Origin of the sequence: Marinobacter alexandrii, from assembly GCA_039984955.1 — a bacterium.
Classification (GTDB): domain Bacteria; phylum Bacteroidota; class Bacteroidia; order Cytophagales; family Cyclobacteriaceae; genus Ekhidna.
Map to the genome: position 1 here is coordinate 2,118,620 of JBDWTN010000007.1, position 20,625 is coordinate 2,139,244.

General features: G+C 38.6%; 21 protein-coding genes. 9 read left to right on the forward strand and 12 right to left on the reverse strand.

Annotation, left to right across the window (positions count from 1 at the left end; translation table 11 throughout):
- The first annotated feature begins 17 nt into the window (after window positions 1-17).
- Window positions 18-899, forward strand: a complete 882-nt coding sequence (gene lipA / locus ABJQ32_15630; protein ID MEP5291083.1) for a lipoyl synthase — start codon at window positions 18-20, stop codon at window positions 897-899.
- A 20-nt stretch (window positions 900-919) separates the two neighbouring features.
- Here lipA and ABJQ32_15635 read toward each other — a convergent pair whose 3' ends face one another.
- The 7 genes from ABJQ32_15635 to rimO all read right to left on the reverse strand — a co-directional run bounded on the left by ABJQ32_15635 (window position 920) and on the right by rimO (window position 11,054).
- Window positions 920-3,913: an ATP-binding cassette domain-containing protein gene (locus ABJQ32_15635; GenBank protein MEP5291084.1), complete on the reverse strand. Its 2,994-nt coding sequence runs from the start codon at window positions 3,911-3,913 to the stop codon at window positions 920-922.
- Window positions 3,914-4,014: 101 nt separating this feature from the next.
- The gene (locus ABJQ32_15640; protein ID MEP5291085.1) at window positions 4,015-4,911 is read right to left on the reverse strand and encodes a hypothetical protein; all 897 of its coding nucleotides are present in this window, start codon (window positions 4,909-4,911) and stop codon (window positions 4,015-4,017) included.
- A gap of 37 nt (window positions 4,912-4,948) precedes the next feature.
- Complete coding sequence (locus ABJQ32_15645) at window positions 4,949-5,824, reverse strand: bestrophin family ion channel (protein MEP5291086.1); 876 nt, start codon at window positions 5,822-5,824, stop codon at window positions 4,949-4,951.
- A gap of 39 nt (window positions 5,825-5,863) precedes the next feature.
- Window positions 5,864-7,012 (reverse strand): glycoside hydrolase family 3 N-terminal domain-containing protein, encoded by a 1,149-nt coding sequence (locus ABJQ32_15650; GenBank protein ID MEP5291087.1) that lies wholly within the window; start codon window positions 7,010-7,012, stop codon window positions 5,864-5,866.
- Window positions 7,013-7,014: 2 nt separating this feature from the next.
- Window positions 7,015-8,100: an alanine racemase gene (locus tag ABJQ32_15655; GenBank protein ID MEP5291088.1), complete on the reverse strand. Its 1,086-nt coding sequence runs from the start codon at window positions 8,098-8,100 to the stop codon at window positions 7,015-7,017.
- 67 nt (window positions 8,101-8,167) lie between these two features.
- Window positions 8,168-9,721: a bacillithiol biosynthesis cysteine-adding enzyme BshC gene (bshC, locus tag ABJQ32_15660; protein MEP5291089.1), complete on the reverse strand. Its 1,554-nt coding sequence runs from the start codon at window positions 9,719-9,721 to the stop codon at window positions 8,168-8,170.
- 16 nt (window positions 9,722-9,737) lie between these two features.
- A complete protein-coding gene (gene rimO / locus ABJQ32_15665; protein ID MEP5291090.1) occupies window positions 9,738-11,054 on the reverse strand; it encodes a 30S ribosomal protein S12 methylthiotransferase RimO in 1,317 nt (438 codons plus the stop codon).
- Between the two features lie 86 nt (window positions 11,055-11,140).
- Between rimO and ABJQ32_15670 the strand changes: the two genes are divergently transcribed.
- Both ABJQ32_15670 and ABJQ32_15675 read left to right on the forward strand, forming a co-directional pair.
- Complete coding sequence (locus tag ABJQ32_15670; GenBank protein ID MEP5291091.1) at window positions 11,141-11,701, forward strand: hypothetical protein; 561 nt, start codon at window positions 11,141-11,143, stop codon at window positions 11,699-11,701.
- Entirely contained in the window at window positions 11,682-12,350 is a 669-nt protein-coding gene (locus tag ABJQ32_15675; protein MEP5291092.1) for a DUF6048 family protein, read from the forward strand. Before ABJQ32_15670 ends, ABJQ32_15675 begins: the two co-directional genes overlap by 20 nt.
- Here ABJQ32_15675 and ABJQ32_15680 read toward each other — a convergent pair.
- Window positions 12,345-12,635 carry a DUF721 domain-containing protein gene (locus tag ABJQ32_15680; GenBank protein MEP5291093.1) on the reverse strand — a complete coding sequence of 97 codons (291 nt, stop codon included), beginning with the start codon at window positions 12,633-12,635 and terminating at the stop codon, window positions 12,345-12,347. The genes ABJQ32_15675 and ABJQ32_15680 overlap by 6 nt on opposite strands.
- A 16-nt stretch (window positions 12,636-12,651) precedes the next feature.
- Window positions 12,652-13,710 carry a DNA replication and repair protein RecF gene (recF, locus tag ABJQ32_15685; protein MEP5291094.1) on the reverse strand — a complete coding sequence of 353 codons (1,059 nt, stop codon included), beginning with the start codon at window positions 13,708-13,710 and terminating at the stop codon, window positions 12,652-12,654.
- A 58-nt stretch (window positions 13,711-13,768) separates the two neighbouring features.
- Here recF and pdhA point away from each other — a divergent pair, with 58 nt between their 5' ends.
- The 3 genes from pdhA (at window position 13,769) to ribH (ending at window position 16,184) form a co-directional block, all read left to right on the forward strand.
- Window positions 13,769-14,785 carry a pyruvate dehydrogenase (acetyl-transferring) E1 component subunit alpha gene (gene pdhA, locus ABJQ32_15690; GenBank protein MEP5291095.1) on the forward strand — a complete coding sequence of 339 codons (1,017 nt, stop codon included), beginning with the start codon at window positions 13,769-13,771 and terminating at the stop codon, window positions 14,783-14,785.
- 126 nt (window positions 14,786-14,911) lie between these two features.
- Window positions 14,912-15,607, forward strand: a complete 696-nt coding sequence (locus ABJQ32_15695) for a tetratricopeptide repeat protein (protein ID MEP5291096.1) — start codon at window positions 14,912-14,914, stop codon at window positions 15,605-15,607.
- A gap of 94 nt (window positions 15,608-15,701) precedes the next feature.
- The gene (gene ribH / locus ABJQ32_15700) at window positions 15,702-16,184 is read left to right on the forward strand and encodes a 6,7-dimethyl-8-ribityllumazine synthase (protein ID MEP5291097.1); all 483 of its coding nucleotides are present in this window, start codon (window positions 15,702-15,704) and stop codon (window positions 16,182-16,184) included.
- A 6-nt stretch (window positions 16,185-16,190) separates the two neighbouring features.
- On the opposite strand, the gene ABJQ32_15705 is transcribed toward ribH, so the two are convergent.
- The 3 genes from ABJQ32_15705 to gpmI are packed head-to-tail and all read right to left on the reverse strand — an operon-like array spanning window position 16,191 to window position 18,718.
- The gene (locus ABJQ32_15705; GenBank protein MEP5291098.1) at window positions 16,191-16,655 is read right to left on the reverse strand and encodes a hypothetical protein; all 465 of its coding nucleotides are present in this window, start codon (window positions 16,653-16,655) and stop codon (window positions 16,191-16,193) included.
- Window positions 16,656-17,213 (reverse strand): hypothetical protein, encoded by a 558-nt coding sequence (locus ABJQ32_15710; GenBank protein MEP5291099.1) that lies wholly within the window; start codon window positions 17,211-17,213, stop codon window positions 16,656-16,658.
- 2 nt (window positions 17,214-17,215) lie between these two features.
- Window positions 17,216-18,718, reverse strand: a complete 1,503-nt coding sequence (gene gpmI / locus ABJQ32_15715; protein ID MEP5291100.1) for a 2,3-bisphosphoglycerate-independent phosphoglycerate mutase — start codon at window positions 18,716-18,718, stop codon at window positions 17,216-17,218.
- Window positions 18,719-18,819: 101 nt separating this feature from the next.
- Here gpmI and ABJQ32_15720 point away from each other — a divergent pair, with 101 nt between their 5' ends.
- The 3 genes from ABJQ32_15720 to ABJQ32_15730 are packed head-to-tail and all read left to right on the forward strand — an operon-like array spanning window position 18,820 to window position 20,620.
- Window positions 18,820-19,194 carry a DUF4783 domain-containing protein gene (locus ABJQ32_15720; protein MEP5291101.1) on the forward strand — a complete coding sequence of 125 codons (375 nt, stop codon included), beginning with the start codon at window positions 18,820-18,822 and terminating at the stop codon, window positions 19,192-19,194.
- A gap of 36 nt (window positions 19,195-19,230) precedes the next feature.
- A complete protein-coding gene (gene nadC, locus ABJQ32_15725; protein ID MEP5291102.1) occupies window positions 19,231-20,088 on the forward strand; it encodes a carboxylating nicotinate-nucleotide diphosphorylase in 858 nt (285 codons plus the stop codon).
- Between the two features lie 52 nt (window positions 20,089-20,140).
- Window positions 20,141-20,620: a YcxB family protein gene (locus ABJQ32_15730; protein MEP5291103.1), complete on the forward strand. Its 480-nt coding sequence runs from the start codon at window positions 20,141-20,143 to the stop codon at window positions 20,618-20,620.
- Window positions 20,621-20,625 lie beyond the last annotated feature (5 nt).

Sequence of the window (20,625 nt, forward strand, 5' to 3'; positions counted from 1 at the left end):
TATCTGAATGTAGCGTTATGATTGATTTACCAGTAGTAGAAAAACCGGAGAGAAAGAAAAAGCCGAATTGGTTACGAGTTAAGCTCCCGGTTGGAGAGAACTATGCCAAAGTTCGGAAGTTGGTGGATCAGCATAAACTTCATACCATTTGTGAAAGTGGAAACTGTCCGAATATGGGGGAGTGCTGGGGTGAGGGAACTGCTACATTCATGATTCTTGGAAATGTATGTACCAGAAGCTGTACTTTCTGTGCTGTGGCTACTGGAAGACCACCTGAATATGATCAGGAAGAACCCAAGAGAGTTGCTGAAGCGATTAAGCTGATGGGTGTAAAACATGCGGTTCTTACCTCGGTAAATAGAGATGAATTGAAAGATCGTGGAGCAGAGGTATGGTATCAAACAGTCATAGAGACGAAGAAGGCCTCCCCGGAAACTACTATCGAAACATTGATTCCTGATGTGAAAGGAAACTGGGATGCGCTTTATCGAATGATTGAAGGAGGTCAAGAAGTTGTTTCACATAATATGGAGACCGTTGAAGGTCTTTACAGAAGAGTTAGACCTCAGGCAAAGTACAATAGGAGCTTGGAGCAAATTAAGCTTACTTATGATGCAGGAAAACGAACTAAATCGGGCATCATGCTTGGTTTAGGCGAAACGGATGAGGAGGTTTACAAAGCCATGGGTGATCTAGTAGAACATGGTTTACACATTCTTACGCTCGGACAATATCTACAACCCACTAAGCGTCACATTGAGGTAGCAGAATTTGTACATCCTGACAAGTTCGATCATTTCAAAGAAGAGGGATTAAAGAGAGGACTAAAATACGTGGAGTCAGGACCCTTGGTAAGGTCTTCTTATCATGCAGAAAGACATGTGAACGTCCCTATCTAATGAGTTACGGTCTATATTAATTAGAACTTACCACTCCTTAAGATTTTTCTTAGCCAGTCAAAATAGGCTGCTATGAAAAGAAGGATGGTCATTGACCAGATAATTAACACATTGAAAACTTTAGTGTCAATGTAGTTCCCTGCGATAAACTTCTCAGGGTAGTAGAAATTAGTTCTGAAGTCCAGTGCGTGATTTGGATGCTCATTCGTAGCATAAACAGGATAGATTTTCTGAACCAACTCATCCCCTGAAACTAGGATTCTTCGCTTGGTTTGAATGTTTTTTAGCATCTGACCGATTCGCTCATTCTGGTATTGTTGTTTTTCTTTCTGATACTTTTCTTCAAGTTCTTCAGTTGCTGTTTTGCTGTCAATAAGTTTATCAAGTTCATTCTTGGCATTCTTTCTGCGTGTATTGTAGACACTACGAATAGCAGAAAGGAAGTCAGCAGTTTGTTTATACACTTCTTGGGAAAGCGAAGAGTCAGTTATTTGATCTGCAACAGCAAGCTTGTCGTCTCCGAAAATGCTTAGTTGTTTCTTCACTTCATTTCTGATCAAATCGAGTTCAGCCTTTCTGCCATTGAACTCCTTGTTTTCATAGCAATAGTCTAAATGCTCTTGGAGATATTTGGCATAATAGATAGCCTTGTAGGTATTGATTGCAACCTCTCTGTCTAAATCATAAAACTCCTTGTTGAATGGGTTATCTCTGAACTGCGTTACTGCCAATGCTTCATACGCCCAACGAGATGTCATTAATTCTCCTATCAAAGGTACTTTTTGTCGGTTGGCAAAAGAGGAATTTAATTTATCAAAATCAACTACTACTCCACTTAAGATGAGTTGAGGAATGATCAAAAGAGGTATAAGTATGTAAACGGTAATGACTGAATTAAATCCAGCAGAAATATTTAGACCTAATATATTGGCAAAACAGGAAACGGAAAATAGGATAATCCAATACCACAACGTCATACCTTCAACTTCAAGTATCCAACAGCCAATAAGGACAAACAGCAATGTTTGTACAGCTGATAGGCAGAACAAAATGAGTGTTTTTGATGAGAGGTAACTGAGCTTACTTAGATGTAGGAATGCCTCTCGTTTTAAGATTTTTCTATCCTTGATAATTTCTTCGGCACTTACTGTCAATCCCATAAAAAGAGCGACGATGATGCTCATGAAAAAGAAAACCGGGATGTTCTCATTTTTGAAGAATGTATAGTTGCTTCCGACAGGCGCATATTTGGTGATGATAGCGAGAAGCAAAGCTAATGCGGGTGCTTCCAGCAGGTTTATCAGTACGTATTGACGATTACTTATTTTAGACAGGATATCTCTTTGAAGGAAGATTTTTGCCTGTTTTAATTTATTAGGTAGCTCCAGAGATTTTTCTGGGGTCACAGTAGCTTCCTCAGCAGTATCAATTTGGATATTGGATTGAAACTGCTCATACCACTGTTCTGGTGAATACTTCCGCTTATTTGTGAAGCGACCATATTCGTCGACCACTTTCATCTCTATGATATTGAAAATCTGCTCAGGATTAACATTACCACATTCAATACAGGCACTCTGATCTTTGTCGATCATTTCGACAATGTTCTTGAAGTAGGTGACTGCTTTGACCGGATTTCCATAATAAATCTGATGCCCACCAGTATCTAGGATCAGAAGCTTGTCAAACATCTTGAAGATCTCGGAAGATGGTTGATGAATAACTACGAACACCATCTTGCCTCGAAGAGAAAGCTCTTTCAACAAATCCATGATGTTTTCAGAATCTCTCGACGAGAGCCCACTGGTCGGTTCATCAACAAACAATACAGATGGTTCCCGTAACAACTCAAGTCCAATGTTTAGTCGTTTCCTTTGACCTCCACTGATTGTTTTTTGTAGGGGATTTCCCACTTTTAGGTCTTTTGCTTCTGTCAATCCTAAGGAATCGAGCGTTCGTGTTACAAGATCATGTAACTCTGATTTTTCTTTTTTATCGAAACAAAGCTTAGCAGCATAATAAAGATTTTGATAGACTGTAAGGTCTTCAATAAGAAGGTCATCTTGCGGCACGAATCCAATGATCCCTTCTACTTGCCTTGGGTTTTTATAGATATCAATCCCATTGATTCGAACAGATCCTTGATACGGTTTAGCAGTTCCATTTAATACATTAAAAAGAGTGGATTTTCCGGCACCACTTCCTCCCATAATAGCAAAAAGCTGACCTGAAGGCTCAGAAATATTGACATCTTTAAGTCCGATATTCCCTTTCTTAAACCGATAGGAAATTTTTTCTGCTACAAAAGAAACACGGGTTTCGGTTACATCGTCACGGAAAATTCCAATGATATCGCTATAATAAAGTCGCTCTGTTCTTTTGCCTTTAATGGAGCTACCCGTGGAGAATACCTTTATCTTATTGGGAGATACCATGAGGCTATTAAGACTCAGAATGTCTGATCCATAATATTTGAAAAAGCAGGTATCAATTTTTGGTAATTTGAAAAACGCAATGTGTCCTTTTAGATTTTCCAAATAAATTTGACGTGTCCTATCTGGGTCATCAATACCGGAAACCACTACAGAATAGTGTTCTGGAAAATTGTTGGGATCTCTATTTATTACAAAATGTGTGATTGCATCTACGTCCTCAGTTTCAAATTTGAAGTGTTTGCCAATAAGACTAAGAAGTTCAGTTTCTCTTTCGGTGATGATACCATCTGCAATGATCAACTCCATTAACCTTACCATCACAACGAGCTTTTGTTGCTGCGTCAGTTCATGGTTAATATTTGTTGTGATCTCTTCAATCTGACTATGATCATCCTTCCCTGTATCCACCTCTCGAACATATTCATCCAGAATTTTGAGGTAGTGTTTGGTGTCATCTCTACTCACATTTTCATAGAGAAAATCACGAACGCTTTCTTTCTCACTTTCATCAACCTCACCTTCTTCTTTAGCTACTATTACTAGAAGTCTGATGATCGCTTTAAGAAGTTCTTCACTCATGTGACAATGTGGTTAGGTAAGCTGGAGGTTAAAGTTAAACATCCAATACTGAAAAAGCCGTCAAAGCAAAGCAATGACGGCTTTTTTTAAGGACTAATATTTTAATTTACGATTGAAGCTCTGATTCTAGAAACTTCTGATGCAAGGTTATCAAGCGTGTTTGCTTTAAGAACAAAACTTCCAGTATTTTCTGAAATTTGCTTCTCTACTTCAGCAAGTTCACCATCATAAATAGCTTTCACTTTTTCAAGTTCAGCTCTCATGCTATTTACATCATCTGACTCAGGTACGTCATTCATTACCTGGAGTAAATCATTCAAAGATGTTTTCTGATCTATTACAATCTTCACAAGAGGCTCAAGAATCAAAGTTCTAGATTCTTCAGGTAAGTCTTCAGGATATGTATTTACAATTGTGGTAGAGATATAAACGCCTTCAACCCAGCTACCAGCGAGTAGCAGTGCAGCACTATTTAGCTCCTCAAGTTCGCTCAATCGCTCGCCAGATTTTTGCATTACCTCATTAATAATAGCTGCAAGAGAATCTTTGCTTTCCATATTTGCCTCAAAACGAGAAATCATCCCGTAATCTATGGCACTTGCTACACCAACTGGAGCTGCTAGTTTTTGACATTCACCCATATAGTCAAGAGCAAGCTCAGATTTTTCATATGAAGCTAGATATCCAATATCGGTAGCATATACACCAAGGTTAAGTGCTGCTTTAGTCCCATCATTTTGATATGCAGCCATCTTATCTAGTGAGTTGATTAAGGATGGATCAAACTCTGCTCCAGCATTCATTAGTAAATACGGCACCTCCGATGGAGGGGGTAGATCTTTTAATACTTTGGAAACATCAGCAGCTACCTGCTCCTTTGCAGCATCGAATTCAGATCCTGCGTCTGATGTTTTTTCTTGACTCCCACCACCGCATGATGATACAAGCACAGCAGCGGATAATGCAAGAGAGGCTAGTTTAAGTTGATTGAATTTCATAATTAGAAGTTTATTAATAGCGATTTAGGTTGCCAAGTTAGTTATTGTTGAAAATTTCTATGATGTTCTTTTTAATCTTTACACAAAGTTCATCCAATGGAAGGTCATTTATGTCACGACCAAATGGATCTTCAATTTCTTCTGAAATGAGCTCTACACTCATTAAAAAATAGAATGCCACAACAACCAGAATTACGGACCAATATCCAAATTCTCCAATAAAGGTCATTGGCAAAGTAATGCAATAAATGAAAAGGAATTTTTTGATAAACATACTGTATGAGTATGGTATCGGTGTAGACTTAATACGCTCACATGCTCCTATAATGTCTGTGAATCCCTTAATTTCTTTATCAATAATGAATAGTCTTTCTGGGGTAAGTATTCCCTGATCGTTTAGCTGCATTACACGCTCCATAATCAGTTTGTTGATAATGTTTGGACGGTGATTGCTATTAATTATTCTCTTTTTGGAGGCCTCATCATAGAAATCCATTTCTCCTACAAGGATGCTATTTCTTAAATGATGCTTCATTGCAAAAGTGATATTAGGAATCATCTTTTTGAAGAAGAGCCTATCTTCTTTGGCATCCTCTGGTAAGAATGTAGACATCTTGATAGCCAGTTGCCTTGTGTCGTTTACAAGCTGGCCCCAAAGTTTTCGCCCTTCCCACCACCTATCATAGGCAGTATTTGTTCTTAATACTAAAAACAATCCTAAGATTACCCCAAGAATGGAGTGAAATGCTTTAGTATCAACGATATTGACGCCCAACACATCGATGAAAAGAAAACATAAGAAAAAGGTGAGTACTCCAGCAAATAAGATAAGTGGAAAAAGCGCTCTTATAACGTACCTACTATATACGTCAAAGATTAGCGAAAACCACGATTTTGGGTTGTATTGGATCATGGACTGGTGAAGATAGTAAAATCAGTTTTTATTCTATCCTTAGTTATATTCTCTCAATTTATTTTTCAACGAACGATAATAGTCCTCATCGCAAAGTCCAATATCAGCTTTTAATTTCATAATTCGCGTGTATGATTGATAAACACGATCTCGAGTAATTATACCTTCATACAATAAGTCTTTGATAATGGCATGGACCGTACTGGCAGATACCATATTATAATCTTTCACATTGTTGGCAAACATTAACATATCTACTCCGGCTTCAATCGACATTTTAATAGCCTCACGTAAACCATATTCATTGTTAATTGCTCCCATTTGCATATCGTCTGATATTATTACGCCTTCGAACCCAAGAAATTCTCTAAGCATTCCCGTAACAATTCGTTTGGAAAGAGTTGCTGGGATCTTGGTACCATCAAGTGATTGATTAACTATATGTGCTGTCATTACAGCTTTTACAACTCCACTATCTATAAGCGCTGAATAAGGGTACATTTCCTCGAATTGCCAGGTCTCTGTGACATCAGTTAAACCTAAATGGGTATCGCTTCGACTGCTCCCATGTCCAGGGAAGTGCTTTAGTACAGGAACAACACCTCTTTTGTCATGCTGATTGATTACCTCATATGCTTGATCAATTACTTGTGAGTAATCCGAAGAATAGCTTCTACCCAGTTTTCCTATGACAGGGTTTTTTTGATTTAGGTTTACATCTACCACAGGAGCATAATTCATATTGATCCCAAAACGACTCAGAATGGAGGCAGTCTGATTGGCATAATACTGTGTAGAATCTATGTTATCCATGTCACCCAAATATTGAGCAGATACATTTTTAGGAAATCCATAGCGAGTTTTCATTCGGCTAACTTTTCCTCCCTCCTCATCGATACTAACAAAAAGAGGTATAGAAGCATTTTTCTGAAGTGTCTCTACTAGTAAGGCTAGCTCTGGTTTAGGACTTTCGAAGAGAATGTTTTTTTCATAAAGAACAACTCCTCCCACTTTTCCATTTTTTATTTCATTGAAAATAGATCTATCTGGATCGACGAGGTTAAAATCTCCAATACCAATCATGATCATCTGACCAATCATGATATCAATGGTATCCTTCGGAGGATCAGTACGTGAGAAACCAGAGAGGGCTACTGTAATAAAAAGCAGTGAAAATGTTTTTTGCATTCCTAATTCTTGATCATCTTTTCAATTCGTTCTCCGCTAGTTGAGAGGTAATGTCCTTGTAAATCAGCAGCCAAGCACGAATGTACAGGAATAACCCCAATCAAATCGCCAAGTTTTATATGAGCGATCTCTTGTTCTGATAATTTAACAATTCCATGCTCTTGTGAAAGTCGATCCACATGACCAATGATTGCTGTGTCCCATCCAGAATCTGACAATCGCACCGTTTTTCCGAAGCACCGTTTATCTTTTCCCATGATGTCTTTTTCAACAATCATATCTTTTGAAAGGTGAACCGCCCCTCCATAGATAACGATTTCGTTGCGTTCTTTATGGATGGCAACAACTGGGGATGCTAAACATATAGCGATCTCATCAATTCCACAAGATCCTATATTATGTTGCATCCAATCATAAAAGGCAAAATTACCAGGGCGGAGTTCATCAAAAAGGGAGAGATCTTCGATTTGGCTACATGAAGGTGTGTCTCCATAAGAAATCATCCCACCAAATTCTTCTTTCAATTCTTTCAGAATTTTTGAGGTACCATCAAAAATCCATTTAATACTATCATAACTATTGCTACCGTATGTGTGACCAGCGTGTGCTAAAAAGCCCTTGAAAACTAATGCGTCAGAAGAAAGATTCACCAGTGATTGGATCAAATCTTTATTTCTATGGTCTACTCCCGTTCGATGTGTACCAACATCTACTTTGATGAAATATCCCACAGAGGAATTGATATGGTCTAAAGCATGCTTTAAGCTTTCTTCAGATTCAATAAGAATATGAAGGTTGACTTTACTAGCTAATGTTGATATTTCTTGGGCCTCAAGGGGATTATAGGGAAACGCTATGGTTATATCTTCCCAGCCATTTTCAGCAAAATACTTTGCCATTGAGACAGAGCTTACCGTGCATTGGCTAATTCCTTTTGCCTTAAACCAACTTCCAATGGATGCAGAATGATGTGTTTTGAAATGAGGCCTTAGTATTGCGTTTGATCTTTCAGCCTTAGCCAACATCTTATCAATGTTCTTGAGGCACTTTCCTTTATCGATGAGTAGTGTAGGGGTAGTTATTTCCATAGCGAGCTGATTACAACCTGAAAAATACGAAGCAATCATGGAAAGGACTAGTAAGTGGTTTAATAACCTATTCGAACATTAAATACATCCGATAATTAAAGGCATCAAATGTGTCAAGTAGATTTTGAATAAAGTGAGGATCTTTTAGATAAAAATTGAGGAAGTTATCCTTTCGCTCTTGCAAACTTCCTCCTGGGAAGAGTATTTCTTTTACAGCATCAATTTGCTCTTTACGATCTTCATGTATTCTTTTTTCGGAACGTACTAATTTCTTTTCTGCCTTTTCTAGACGTTTAGTGAATGTGGCATAAAGTGCCTCAATATGTTGTGTGAGTGTAGGATCGACAACTTCCGTTTTTTGCTTCAGACTTGTTTCAAGGATTTTGAGTTCATCTAGCTCATGAGAATAGGAGAGCTCATGATCAGAATTGGATTTGATCCACTTGGTAAAGGCCGCTTCATTGTCAAGAAAAACATCCTGATGAGATAGTCCGATTTTTCCCCATTTAGTTGATGCTATTGAGGGAATAACCAAAGCAAAATTCCGAGGCATCAACAATGGAAAGGAGGTATCAAAATGATTAAATACTGCTTTTAACTGTAGCCAATAAACAGCTTCGGAAGGGCCTCCAATATACGCTAGGTTAGGTAGGATTGTTTCCTGATATAATGGACGCAGAATTACATTAGGACTGAATCGCTCTGGGTGATCTTTAATCAACTTTCGCATTTCGTAATCGCTAAACGTAAGATTTGTTTCAACTACCTCAAATCCGCTATCTGTTTTTTCTATTCGTTCCCGAATACCATTATCCAAGTAGAAAAAATTGATTTGACGGGCATGAACTTGTGTCTTGTATCCTTGCGATTCCAATGATGCTGAAGTTTTAGCAACCAAATCTTCTGGACTATGCACGAATAAGTCGTCTTCAATAACTGGAGAGAAGAGTGCTTTTAAATCGGTGTTATCTGCATCGACTACTACAAGTCCCTCACTCCCGAAAAGGTAGTTGACATAGCTTCTACCAGCTTTGGCCAAAGTTTTTTGAGAATAAGCATCTTTAAAGAACTCTGCCCCTTTGGGAAGCTTGCTCACAATGTCTTTTAGTGCCGAAGGATCAAAGTGGCCTACCGCACCTGTCTGATCTGTGTCCCAGACATATTTTTTACCCTCAAAAAAGAAGTGGTTGATTTCGTCATAATCATGATCCTCGCTCGCCATCCAATAGACAGGAACAAAGCTATAATCAGGATAGGCCTGCTTTAGTGTTTTGCAGGTATTGATGACCGTCACAATTTTATAGATGAAATAGAGTGGGCCTGTGAAAATGTTTAGCTGATGACCTGTGGTAATGGTGAATGTCTTCGAATCTGCTAGAGAGCTTATATTGCCTGAAACAGCATCGCTGATATCTAATTCCTCATACTGCTCTTCAAGAACCTTTACCAATACTTGGCGATGATCATCTTTGAAGCTCTTTTTTTCAATGACCTCTTTAAAATTTGTAACAGAAGGAAAAGCAGAATAAAACGGAGCTAGCTCCTGCTTTTGGTTGATATAGTCAATAAAAAACTGTGAAAAACAGTCAGTTTCGTCTAGGGGTAGGGTTTCAGTACGCACGCTTTATTAAAGTGGGTTATTGCTGAATTGGTTCACCGTACAGATCAAAGGCTGTAGCGTCGGTAATTTTTACCTGAGTAAAATCCCCTATTCGCAAGTAACTATGATCTGCCTGAATGATAACTTCATTGTCCACTTCTGGAGAATCATATTCAGTTCTCCCAATGAACGTTCCGCTCTCCATTCGATCGATCAACACTTTGTATTCTTTCCCCACTTTCTTTTCGTTTATGCTCATGGAAATTTCTTCCTGCAAATCCATTACGGCATTTGCACGTTCTTGTTTTGTTTCATCAGGAACATCATCTTCAAAATTGTATGAATGGGTATTTTCTTCATGTGAGTAGGTAAAGATCCCCAATCGCTCAAAACGATTTTTCTCTACGAAATCCATCATTTCTTCAAAATCTTGCTGTGTTTCTCCAGGATGGCCAGCAATTAATGTGGTACGAATGGCAATATCCGGCACCTTGCTTCGCATTTTATCAAGAAGAGCTTCTGTCTTATCACGAGTAGTACCTCTACGCATCATCTTCAACATGTTGGTGGAGGCATGCTGAAGAGGAATATCCAGGTAGTTGCAAATATTTGAGCGCTTTGACATGATATCCAATACATCTTCAGGGAAGCCTGTAGGAAAGGCATAGTGTAATCGAATCCAATCTAAACCTTCCACATCAGCTAGACGATCCATTAACTCAGCAAGATTCCTTTTTTTATAAAGATCCAGCCCATAATAAGTGGAATCCTGAGCGATCAGAAGTATCTCTTTCGTTCCTTGCCTCACTAAGGATTGAGCCTCAGAAATGACTTGTTCTATTGGTTTGGAAACATGTTTTCCTCGCATCAAAGGTATTGCGCAAAAACTGCATGGCCTGTCACAACCTTCAGCAATTTTCAAATATGCATAGTGCTTGCTTGTGGTTATGATTCGCTCACCGAGGAGTTCTTTTTTATAATTGGCTTTAAATTTTTTGAGTAATGCAGGTAGATCACCAGTTCCAAACCAGGCATCAACATCCGGAATTTCATCTTTTAGTTCATCCTTATACCGCTGTGACAAGCAGCCAGAAACGTAGACTTTTTCAACCAGACCTTCTTGCTTTGCATCTACATATCGAAGAATGGTATCAATGGATTCTTGCTTTGCATTGTCAATGAATCCACATGTATTTACTACTACCACGCTCGCATCGTCTTTGGAAGACTCATGTGTGGCATCAATATTGTTTCCCCTCAACTGAGTCAGCATCACTTCAGAATCCACCAGATTTTTGGAGCACCCTAGTGTGACAATGTTGACTTTCGTTTTCTTTAAACCCTTCGTTTTCATAGTCTTTCGTTCTCGTACGCAAAGCTAATGCAAAAAGGAAGGGACATGAACGGTTAAACCATACAACATTGTAATTTTGCGAAGCTGTGAAAAAAATTTGGACTATAATTTTATGGATGTTTATCCTCTCTTGTCAGGATATAGAAAATTGTGGGACCGATGATAATCTTGACTTTATAATCGTCAGATTCTTGGATAAGGAAACGAAAGATTCTAAAACAGTTGGATTTCGGTTTTCCGTGGATGGCTCTCCGTATCAATGGCGATTTCTTGCGGATACAACTATAGTTCTAGGAGATACAACAATAACCCCTGCAGATACAACAATATCAGATGGAGATACAACAATTATTGCGGCAGATACAATAATTGTATTACCAGACACAACTATCGTGTCTGACTCAACCTTTGTTTTATTCCCTTTAAACCCAGAAACAGGAACTACTACCTTCCGATTTGATTCTGATACCTCAAACCATGTTTTAGAATTAAGCTATGATGTTGAATATTCCATTTTTGACGAGAGTTGCGAACCTTCGTTGACATTTAAAAATATTGATACAGTGAGACACACTTTTGATTCATTAGCAATCCCGGGAAGAGTTACTAACCGTCAATTAGATACCAATGTGGAAATATATTTTTAGTATTGGATTACTGGTAACAAGCTTGTTTGCTTTTGGGCAAGAGCAACAAGCGGAGAAAAAAAAGGAGCCAATCGATTGGAGACCCTACGAAATAAAAATTGGTGTCAGTGCCATTAGAAGTGCTCGCACTTTTGTTGGTAATGATGACTTTACAACACATGAATTAGAAGCAGCTTTAGCGCTTCATCGGTACAATGTGGTCTTTGACTATGGTATTGAAGAGCACCAAAGAGGTGAGACATTCGATTATCTTAATAAGGGGAGCTACTTTCGAGCAGGTATTGACCGAAACTTTTCGAAGAATAAAGAAAGTGGGAATTCCCTCACGCTTGGGTTGAGGTATGCCAGAGCCTACTTTTCCGATGAATTCTCCTATACTTCAGATCAAGGTTTTGGTGAAGAAAATTACCAATTGGAAAATAGTGATTTGACTGCTCGATGGCTAGAACTGGCTTTTGGTGTGAGAGGGAGGATAATATCAAATTTTTATATGGGATTTACGATGCGTTGGCAGTTTTCTCGCAAAATCAATGGAGAGGGAAACTTGAAGACCTTTGATATCCCAGGCTTTGGGAAGACACGGAGACAAAACTCTACCGCCTTTGATTACTATTTGATGTGGAGGATTCCTTTTAAAAAGAATTCATAAAAACCTAACATCATCTACTTCTCCTGGTCCAATCTCTTTTGCTATCAAATCTAAAATCTGAGCTTTGGAGTTTTGCATTTCACTTTTCAATGGAGCGGAGGTTAATTTCACGAAAAGTGTTTTTTGGTTGAAGAACATCTTTGTAGTGCGAGAGGCTATGGTCTTCCCCATGATCTTTCCCCAATCCGCTATTACCTGCTTTTGCTTGTAGGTGTGCTCGAGGTTTTCTTCTTTGAGAAATCCTTTAAAGGCATTACGGAAACTTTTGATCGGATCTTCGTCCATTACATTTCAATACTTGTCAAATTTCAATAAAATTTATCTCTTTCTCCTCCTTGAAGAGTTCTTTGCTCCGTTTCTTTCGAGCATCCGTGATAAAAATTTGCTGAAAGCGATTACTGTCTAACAATAAAGAGATCAATAGTTGGATTCTAGAGTCATCTAGTTTATCAAAAATATCATCCAGTAGAAGCAATGGTTTTTTATCTGTTTTTTCAGTTAAAAAATCATATAGAGCAAGCTTTAAAGCTAGTATGAATGTCTTTTGCTGTCCTTGTGAGCCAAATCTTTTGATTAACTCACCATCAAGTAAAAATTCAAAATCGTCTTTGTGAGAACCTAACAGCGTTCGCTGCATAACCACGTCCTTCTGAACGTTGGATTTAAATTTTTGATCAAAGTCTTCTGTGACATGCGATTTGAAGTTTAATTCGGGAACTTCCCCTCCCTCATGAAGATCTGTATAATTTTTTTGTAGGTATGGAAGAAACACTTCTTTTAGATCATTTCTTTTCGCTGAAATTATTTTAGCCAATGGGATAAGCTGGTCGTCGTAAGTTTCTAACAACTTTGAATTGAAGCCCATTTCCTGTTGTTTTAGTAAGCTGTTTCTCTGCTTTAGTAGTTTGTTGTATTTGAGTAAAGATTGCAGGTATTCAGAGTCAAACTGTGAAAGAGCACCATCAAAAAACTTTCGCCGTTCCTCACTACCTTCTCTAATCATTAAGGTGTCGTCTGGTAGCACAAGAACCAAAGGAACTTTCCCAACTACATCACTTAGTTTATCTGGCTCTTGCCCATCTATCTTTAAAGTCTTTGTTTTCCCCTTCTCGAACTGGAGGGCAATTTTTAATTTTTCATATGTGCCAAATAGCGTAAATGCAGGTGTATCATGTGTTACTGCTAGTCTGTCTGGAGAGCCGATTGCACTTTTTGTGAAAGATAGATAGTAGATAGCATCGAGCACATTTGTCTTGCCTATTCCATTCTTTCCCAGAATGCAATTGATCCGATCGCTGAATTCAAAGAGTGATTCAGAATGATTCTTAAAATTTGTAAGCCTCAGGCTTTTTAGGATCATTGTTTTTTGCTGTAATTTCGCTATCCGTTTCGCAAAGTAAATCAAACAATTGGGTCCTATGGCGGCTAAAAAGACAACAAAAAAATCCAGTGAATTTTCTAAGGAGCAATACATGGAGTGGTTTCACTCTATGCAACTCATGAGGAGGTTTGAAGAAAAGGCAGGACAACTTTACGGTCAGCAGAAAATCAAAGGGTTTTGTCATTTATATATTGGTCAGGAAGCATGTGCTGCAGGAGCAGTTTCTGCACTAGAAAAAGATGATAAGTGGATCACTGCCTATCGAGATCATGGTCACCCGCTTGCATTAGGCACTGATCCTGGAAGGATAATGGCGGAGCTTTTTGGAAAAGCCACTGGTGTTTCTAAAGGGAAGGGTGGCTCGATGCATATGTTTGATAAAGAAGTTAACTTCATTGGAGGTCACGGTATTGTGGGGGCACAGATTCCATTGGGAGCGGGAATTGGTTTTGCGGAACAATATAAAGGCACAAAGAGTCTATGCATTTGCTACATGGGTGATGGAGCTGTTAGACAGGGAGCACTGCATGAGGCATTTAATATGGCCATGACGATGAAGATGCCAGTGATTTTTGTTGTAGAAAACAACGGCTATGCCATGGGAACATCTGTTCAGAGAACATCCAATGTTACTGAGCTGCATACGTTGGCAGAGGCTTACGATATGCCTTCAGAACCTGTAGATGCTATGAAAGTGGAGGATGTGCATCATGCTGTTGAAAAAGCTGCAGACAGAGCTAGAAAAGGAAATGGACCTACATTCTTGGAATTTAGAACTTACAGGTTTAAAGGCCACTCCATGTCTGATCCTGCTAAGTATAGAACTAAAGAAGAATTGGAAGAGTACAAATTACAAGATCCAATTGAGCAAGTGAAGCAAACTATTCTTAAGAAAAAGTGGGCAACTGAGGATGAGCTAAAGGAGATTGATAAAGCAATCAAAGAGGACGTTATTAAGGCAGTAAATTTTGCGGAAGAGTCTCCATGGCCAGAAGCTTCTGAAGCATATACGGATAATTATATTGAGAGTGATTATCCATTTGTCAACACATAATTACCTGACAACCTTATACATCTGCACAAAAAATATATCTTTGCGACCGCAAAACGCCAAATGGCGTAGAATTAATTGAGATAATCCGGCATTCTACCCTAAAATGAGTGCCTAATATTCTAAGAAATGGCAAAAGGAAAAAAGAAAGACGAGGGCATTGAGATACTAGAAGACCCAAATGCAATTGTTGAGAAAGCCAACGAGTTTTTTGATAATAAGCGCAATAAAGCAATGGTTTTCGGTATTGGCGGAATTATCGCACTACTGATTGTAGGATTTGCTGGCTATAATTATTACATCACAAATCAAGACCAAACAGCTCAAGAAGAGCTCTTTCAGGCACAATTTTATTTTGATGCTGATAGCCTAGGTCTTGCATTAAATGGAGATGGCAATAGCTATGGTTTTCTTGAAATCATTGAAGAGTTTTCTGGAACAAAAGCAGCAAACCTTTCCAACTTTTATGCAGGAGCATCTTACCTGAAGCTTGGGGATTTTGATGGAGCAATTCGATACCTGAAAGATTTCAGCAGCGATGATTACCTGTTGCAAGGAAGAGCATATTCTTTGATAGGTGATGCATATATGGAAATGGATGACTTTTCAAACGCCATCACCTATTATGAAAAAGCTGTTGATTACAAAAAAAACAAATCTTTTACGCCGATTTATTTAAAGAAATTGGCGATTGCTCAAGAGCAAATTGGAAGTTTGTCTGCTGCAGTTGGAACGTATGAAGCGATAGTTAAAGACTATCCAAATGCTTCTGAAATCCACGATGCAAAAAAGCAGAAGGCAAGACTAGAAGCGATAGCTCAATAAAAGATTAAGTTATGCTGAATTTATTTCAGCATCTATTCATGAAGGAGGTTAGATTCTGAAACAAGTTCAGAATGACTTCCTTTAATTTTATACCATGGCATCATCAGAAAAAAATCTCAGCGACGTTCGACTTAACGAGTCTCTGGATATTAGCAAGCATAAGTTTGGAATCGTAGTAGCTGAATGGAACGAGCAAGTGACAGAGTCACTCTATTCAGGAGCTTATCAAACACTAATTTCTGCGGGGGCTACTCGTCATAATATCGATCGAATGAATGTTCCGGGGACGTTTGAATTGAGTCTTGGAGGACAATGGATGGCGGAGCGAAAGGATATGGATGCTGTGATTTGTCTTGGCTGTGTGATACAAGGGGAAACTCGACATTTTGATTTCATCTGTGATGCTGTGGCGAATGGGATCACCAATGTGAATCTAAAGTATAATAAGCCAGTCATCTTCGGTGTGCTTACAACAGATAATATAAAGCAGGCACTAGATCGTGCAGGAGGAAAGCATGGGAATAAAGGCGATGAAGCTGCTGCTACCGCAATAAAGATGTTGCAGGGGAAAAATTAAATTACTTCACTGAGCGGGTTGTACTATCTCTCGAATTGTAGCCCAGCCAGTCGGGCTTTTATCATACTTTACGGAAACCACCATTGTTCTGCCTTCGTAGCTCCACTCTTCACCAGTGCTTTTAACCTTTCCAAATAACTTAAACTTGGTCTGAAGGATTGAAGTATTATCATTGATAAGACGGCTTTCAATTTCACTTTCTTCAAAGTGTACTTCATTATTGACCAATAAGTCTTCTAATCCCTTTTTAACCATAGCAAAATCTCCGGGCTCTTCATCAAAACTGAATACTTTCATCACATCAGGATGATGATAGAGCATAATGCTATCTACATTTCCATTCTTAAAAGCGGTTCGGATTGCCTTGCTCGTTTCTTCAAGTTGCTTTTTCGATTCAGCTTCCTCAAAGCTTGATGGCTGACATGAAACCATCAGTGCCAGTAAAATTAATATGATCAGACTGCTTTTCATTTATTTGAGGGATACTTTTCCATTGATCCCAAATCTGACTGTATCCTGTAGAATAACATTTTGATATCCTTGAATATCAAACGAAGTGATAACCTCATCTTTCAAGGTGACCTCTACTTCTCTATGATGTATGTAAACATATTTGTCTTCATGAATGGTAGCGGAGATAGAACTGTATTGCCCTCCTTTTTTTACAAGCAAGAGTTTTTTTAGGATACCCTTCTCGCCTTCTTTCAAAGTAAATCGCACCTCATTTCCTTTTACTTCTTTATCAAAAACACCTACATACTCGGGTTGAGAGGGGTTCATTTCTTTAAAAAAGGAAAGCTCCTCCTCCCACTGCAGCGTGTCAAATTGAAAGGATTGTATTTCTGACTTATCATCCAGCCTCACCTGCTTTCTGAGCGAGGAGGAGGATAATTTTTCAGCTTGAGATAAATAGAACGCTTTCAAGTCAGGATACTCGGGAATATTTATCTCAGTTGGTTTGAGTTTTTGGCAACCTACTAAAGCGATGAGGAGTAGTCCTACAATCTTCAAATTGTTTAATCGATACATTTTCAAATCAGAATGTCTCCTGTCATTTCTTCTGGTGCGTCAATACCCATGAATTTTAAAATTGTAGGGGCTAGATCTCCAAGTTTTCCACTTTTCAAATCCCCCTTGAAGTCTTTATCAACTACAATAAATGGAACAAGGTTCGTCGTATGTGCAGTGTTTGGCGTACCGTCTGGGTTGATCATCATATCAGAGTTGCCATGATCAGCAATGATGATAGACAGGTAATCATTTTTCAAAGCAGTATTCACAACTTGTTCTGAGCATTGATCCACCGTTTCACATGCTTTGACAGCAGCTTCAAAAACCCCCGTATGACCTACCATATCCGGGTTAGCAAAATTTAAGCAGATGAAATCGGCAGATGACTGACTTAATTCAGGAATTATCTTATCCCTGATATCATTGGCACTCATTTCTGGCTGCAAGTCATATGTTGCTACTTTGGGAGATGGACAAAGAATTCTTTTTTCACCTTCGAATGGTTCCTCTCGTCCACCAGAAAAAAAGAAAGTCACATGTGGGTACTTCTCCGTTTCAGCAATTCGAATTTGCTTCTTTTGGTTTTTTTCAAGCACCTCTCCCAATGTCATTTGTAGATTATCTTTTCCATACATGACATTGACACCTTTGAACGAGGCATCATAGTTTGTCATGGTAACATAGTGAAGGTCGAGTTTTTTCATGCTTTCTTCGGGGAAGTTCTGTTGCGTCAAAGCCTGAGTAATTTGCCGCCCTCTATCCGTACGAAAGTTGAAGCATAGCACGACATCTCCTTCTTGAATTTTAGCGTCGGTACAAACAATCGGTTGGATGAATTCATCTGTAATTCCATCTAGATATGATTCTTCCATTGACCTTAATGGATCCTGAACTTTTTTCCCCACTCCTTTTACCATAACATCGTAAGCAAGCTGTACGCGCTCCCATCTATTATCACGATCCATGGCATAATACCTTCCGGTAATAGTTGCTAATGTTCCGGTTGTCTCAGCCATATGATGTTGTAACTCTCGAAGATATTCTACCCCTCCTTTTGGATCGGTATCCCTTCCATCTGTAAATGCGTGAACAAAAACATCTTGAACATCTTGCTTATGGAATGTACTGAGGAGTCCTTTCAAGTGATCTATATGAGAATGGACACCACCATCTGAAACTAGACCGATTAAGTGAATGGGTTTTTGTTGTTCTTTCGCATAGCTAATTGCTTGTTTAAGTGTTTTGTTTTCCGCGATTGAACCGTCTTTAACAGCGTTGCTAATCTTAACAAGGTCTTGATACACGACTCTACCTGCCCCAATATTCATGTGTCCCACTTCAGAATTACCCATTTGCCCTTCAGGTAATCCTACGGCAAGTCCAGAGGCTTCTAAAGTACTATGAGGATATTCTTGGAACATTCTATCCATAAATGGGGTTTTGGCAGTATCAACTGCAGATACAGATTTATCTTTTGCTATGCCCCATCCATCAAGGATCATTAGAATGACTTTCTTATTCATAGGGCAAATATAGAAGGGTCAATTATTGAATGTAGATCATTGAATGAATAAATTGGGCATGGTTTTTACTACATTGTGTACAAAGATTTGAAAGGAACCAAATGAAGATGCTTGTATTGATATTGTCATTAATTACTTTCTCGCCTCAGGATGAGACAGTTAAAGACATTGGAACAGCAATGAAAGCTGGCAGCTCGAAAGAGCTGATTAAGTTTTGTAACCGAACCGTAGAGATCAAAATAAATGGAGAGAGCTCTAATTACAGTAAGGCACAAGCGGAGGTTATCTTAAGGGATTTTTTTAATAAAAATACTCCGAAAAACTTCACATATATACATCAAGGGGCTTCACCAGAGGGTTTGAAATATACTATTGGGAGATATACTCATTCTAATGGGGCCTTCAGAGTGGTTATGTTTATAAAAAAAATAAAAGATAAATACCTGATAGATACTTTGAATTTCAGTCAGGAGTAATTTATTTCGCCCGCTCGCCTTATTAATCCGCCAAAAATGAATTTACCGTATTTAACGACCAAGAATATAAATTCCTTTATCAAGGCCGCTTTGGCTGAAGATATTGGGGATGGAGACCATTCTTCTTTGGGCTCAATTCCAGAAGATGCTACCAGTCAAGCTCATCTTATCATAAAAGATGATGGTATGATTGCTGGTTTGGAGCTGGCTGAAAAGATTTTCAACTATGCAGATCCTGATCTTAAGCTTGAATTTATAAAAAAGGATGGTGACCTAATGGAATCTGGAGAAGTTGCATTTAATGTAACTGGTAACTCGAGATCTATACTCTCAACAGAAAGATTTGTGCTCAATTGCTTACAGAGAATGAGTGCTGTGGCCACTTATACACATCACATGAATGGGCTGATAAAAGGATCTAAAGCGAAACTGCTTGATACAAGAAAAACAACACCACTGTTTAGGTTACCTGAAAAGTGGGCAGTAGTGATTGGTGGAGGAGTAAATCACAGATTTGGACTGTATGATATGATTATGTTGAAGGATAATCACATTGATTTTGCAGGAGGAGTAAAAAACGCCATTAATCAAACAGTAGCATATTTGACAGAAAAAGACCTTAATCTGAATATCGAAGTGGAAGTAAGAAGCTTGAGGGAGTTAGAAGATGTTTTAGAAGTCGGGCAGGTACATCGAGTGATGTTGGATAATATGCTACCATCCGATATCCGCCAAGCTATTAAAATGATTGGTGGTCGATTTGAAACTGAAGCTTCAGGAGGAATTACTGAAAGAACTATTACTGAAATAGCTGAAACCGGTGTGGATTATATCTCCGTTGGAGCACTTACCCATTCGTATAGGAGCCTTGACATGAGTCTCAAAGCGTTTTAAATTCTATATTCGCGGTGTAATTGTTTATGAAGTAGAAAAGAGTGATTGAGCCATGATCGTAAGGACAAAAAAATACCAACTACCTACTAAGAAATATATTGGAATAGCTTTTAAAGCAGTGCTCAAACAGCAGTGGTGGGTACTTTTGATTTATGCTGCAATTTGTTCTGGATATTTCCTTGCACCAAGCCACTGGTGGATTACCGGAGCAACGATAGCCCTAAGTTTATATATGCTTTTCTGGTTGATTCAATTTGCAGGTATTACTCAATTGGAGCAGGGGAAGTTTATGTTTCAAAAGCTTTCTTATGAAATCTCTTCACAGCAGATTTTGATCAAAATGAATGCGAAGCAAGGAATGCCGATGAAGTGGGACCAGATTAAGAGAGCTAAGAAAGGAAAGGATGCATTTATCTTGTTCGCTAGTAAAGCGCAATTGGTACATCTTCCTTTTAAGATCTTCAATAATGATAATGAAATAAGATTTCTGGAAACAGTACTTAAACGCAAAGGATACATTGTAGAAAAGTAGATGTA

Excerpts from the sequence above, each read along its gene's own strand:
- gpmI (MEP5291100.1), bottom strand. The coding sequence starts at position 18,718 with ATGAATAAGAAAGTCATTCTAATGATCCTTGATGGATGGGGCATAGCA.
- nadC (MEP5291102.1), top strand. The coding sequence starts at position 19,231 with ATGAATTTACCGTATTTAACGACCAAGAATATAAATTCCTTTATCAAG.
- ABJQ32_15710 (MEP5291099.1), bottom strand. The coding sequence starts at position 17,213 with ATGTATCGATTAAACAATTTGAAGATTGTAGGACTACTCCTCATCGCT.
- recF (MEP5291094.1), bottom strand. The coding sequence starts at position 13,710 with ATGATCCTAAAAAGCCTGAGGCTTACAAATTTTAAGAATCATTCTGAA.
- ABJQ32_15645 (MEP5291086.1), bottom strand. The coding sequence starts at position 5,824 with ATGATCCAATACAACCCAAAATCGTGGTTTTCGCTAATCTTTGACGTA.
- ABJQ32_15730 (MEP5291103.1), top strand. The coding sequence starts at position 20,141 with ATGATCGTAAGGACAAAAAAATACCAACTACCTACTAAGAAATATATT.
- ABJQ32_15640 (MEP5291085.1), bottom strand. The coding sequence starts at position 4,911 with ATGAAATTCAATCAACTTAAACTAGCCTCTCTTGCATTATCCGCTGCT.
- ABJQ32_15650 (MEP5291087.1), bottom strand. The coding sequence starts at position 7,012 with ATGCAAAAAACATTTTCACTGCTTTTTATTACAGTAGCCCTCTCTGGT.
- ABJQ32_15635 (MEP5291084.1), bottom strand. The coding sequence starts at position 3,913 with ATGAGTGAAGAACTTCTTAAAGCGATCATCAGACTTCTAGTAATAGTA.
- ABJQ32_15720 (MEP5291101.1), top strand. The coding sequence starts at position 18,820 with ATGAAGATGCTTGTATTGATATTGTCATTAATTACTTTCTCGCCTCAG.
- ABJQ32_15655 (MEP5291088.1), bottom strand. The coding sequence starts at position 8,100 with ATGGAAATAACTACCCCTACACTACTCATCGATAAAGGAAAGTGCCTC.
- rimO (MEP5291090.1), bottom strand. The coding sequence starts at position 11,054 with ATGAAAACGAAGGGTTTAAAGAAAACGAAAGTCAACATTGTCACACTA.
- ABJQ32_15695 (MEP5291096.1), top strand. The coding sequence starts at position 14,912 with ATGGCAAAAGGAAAAAAGAAAGACGAGGGCATTGAGATACTAGAAGAC.
- ABJQ32_15675 (MEP5291092.1), top strand. The coding sequence starts at position 11,682 with ATGTGGAAATATATTTTTAGTATTGGATTACTGGTAACAAGCTTGTTT.
- lipA (MEP5291083.1), top strand. The coding sequence starts at position 18 with ATGATTGATTTACCAGTAGTAGAAAAACCGGAGAGAAAGAAAAAGCCG.
- ABJQ32_15680 (MEP5291093.1), bottom strand. The coding sequence starts at position 12,635 with ATGGACGAAGATCCGATCAAAAGTTTCCGTAATGCCTTTAAAGGATTT.
- ABJQ32_15705 (MEP5291098.1), bottom strand. The coding sequence starts at position 16,655 with ATGAAAAGCAGTCTGATCATATTAATTTTACTGGCACTGATGGTTTCA.
- ribH (MEP5291097.1), top strand. The coding sequence starts at position 15,702 with ATGGCATCATCAGAAAAAAATCTCAGCGACGTTCGACTTAACGAGTCT.
- pdhA (MEP5291095.1), top strand. The coding sequence starts at position 13,769 with ATGGCGGCTAAAAAGACAACAAAAAAATCCAGTGAATTTTCTAAGGAG.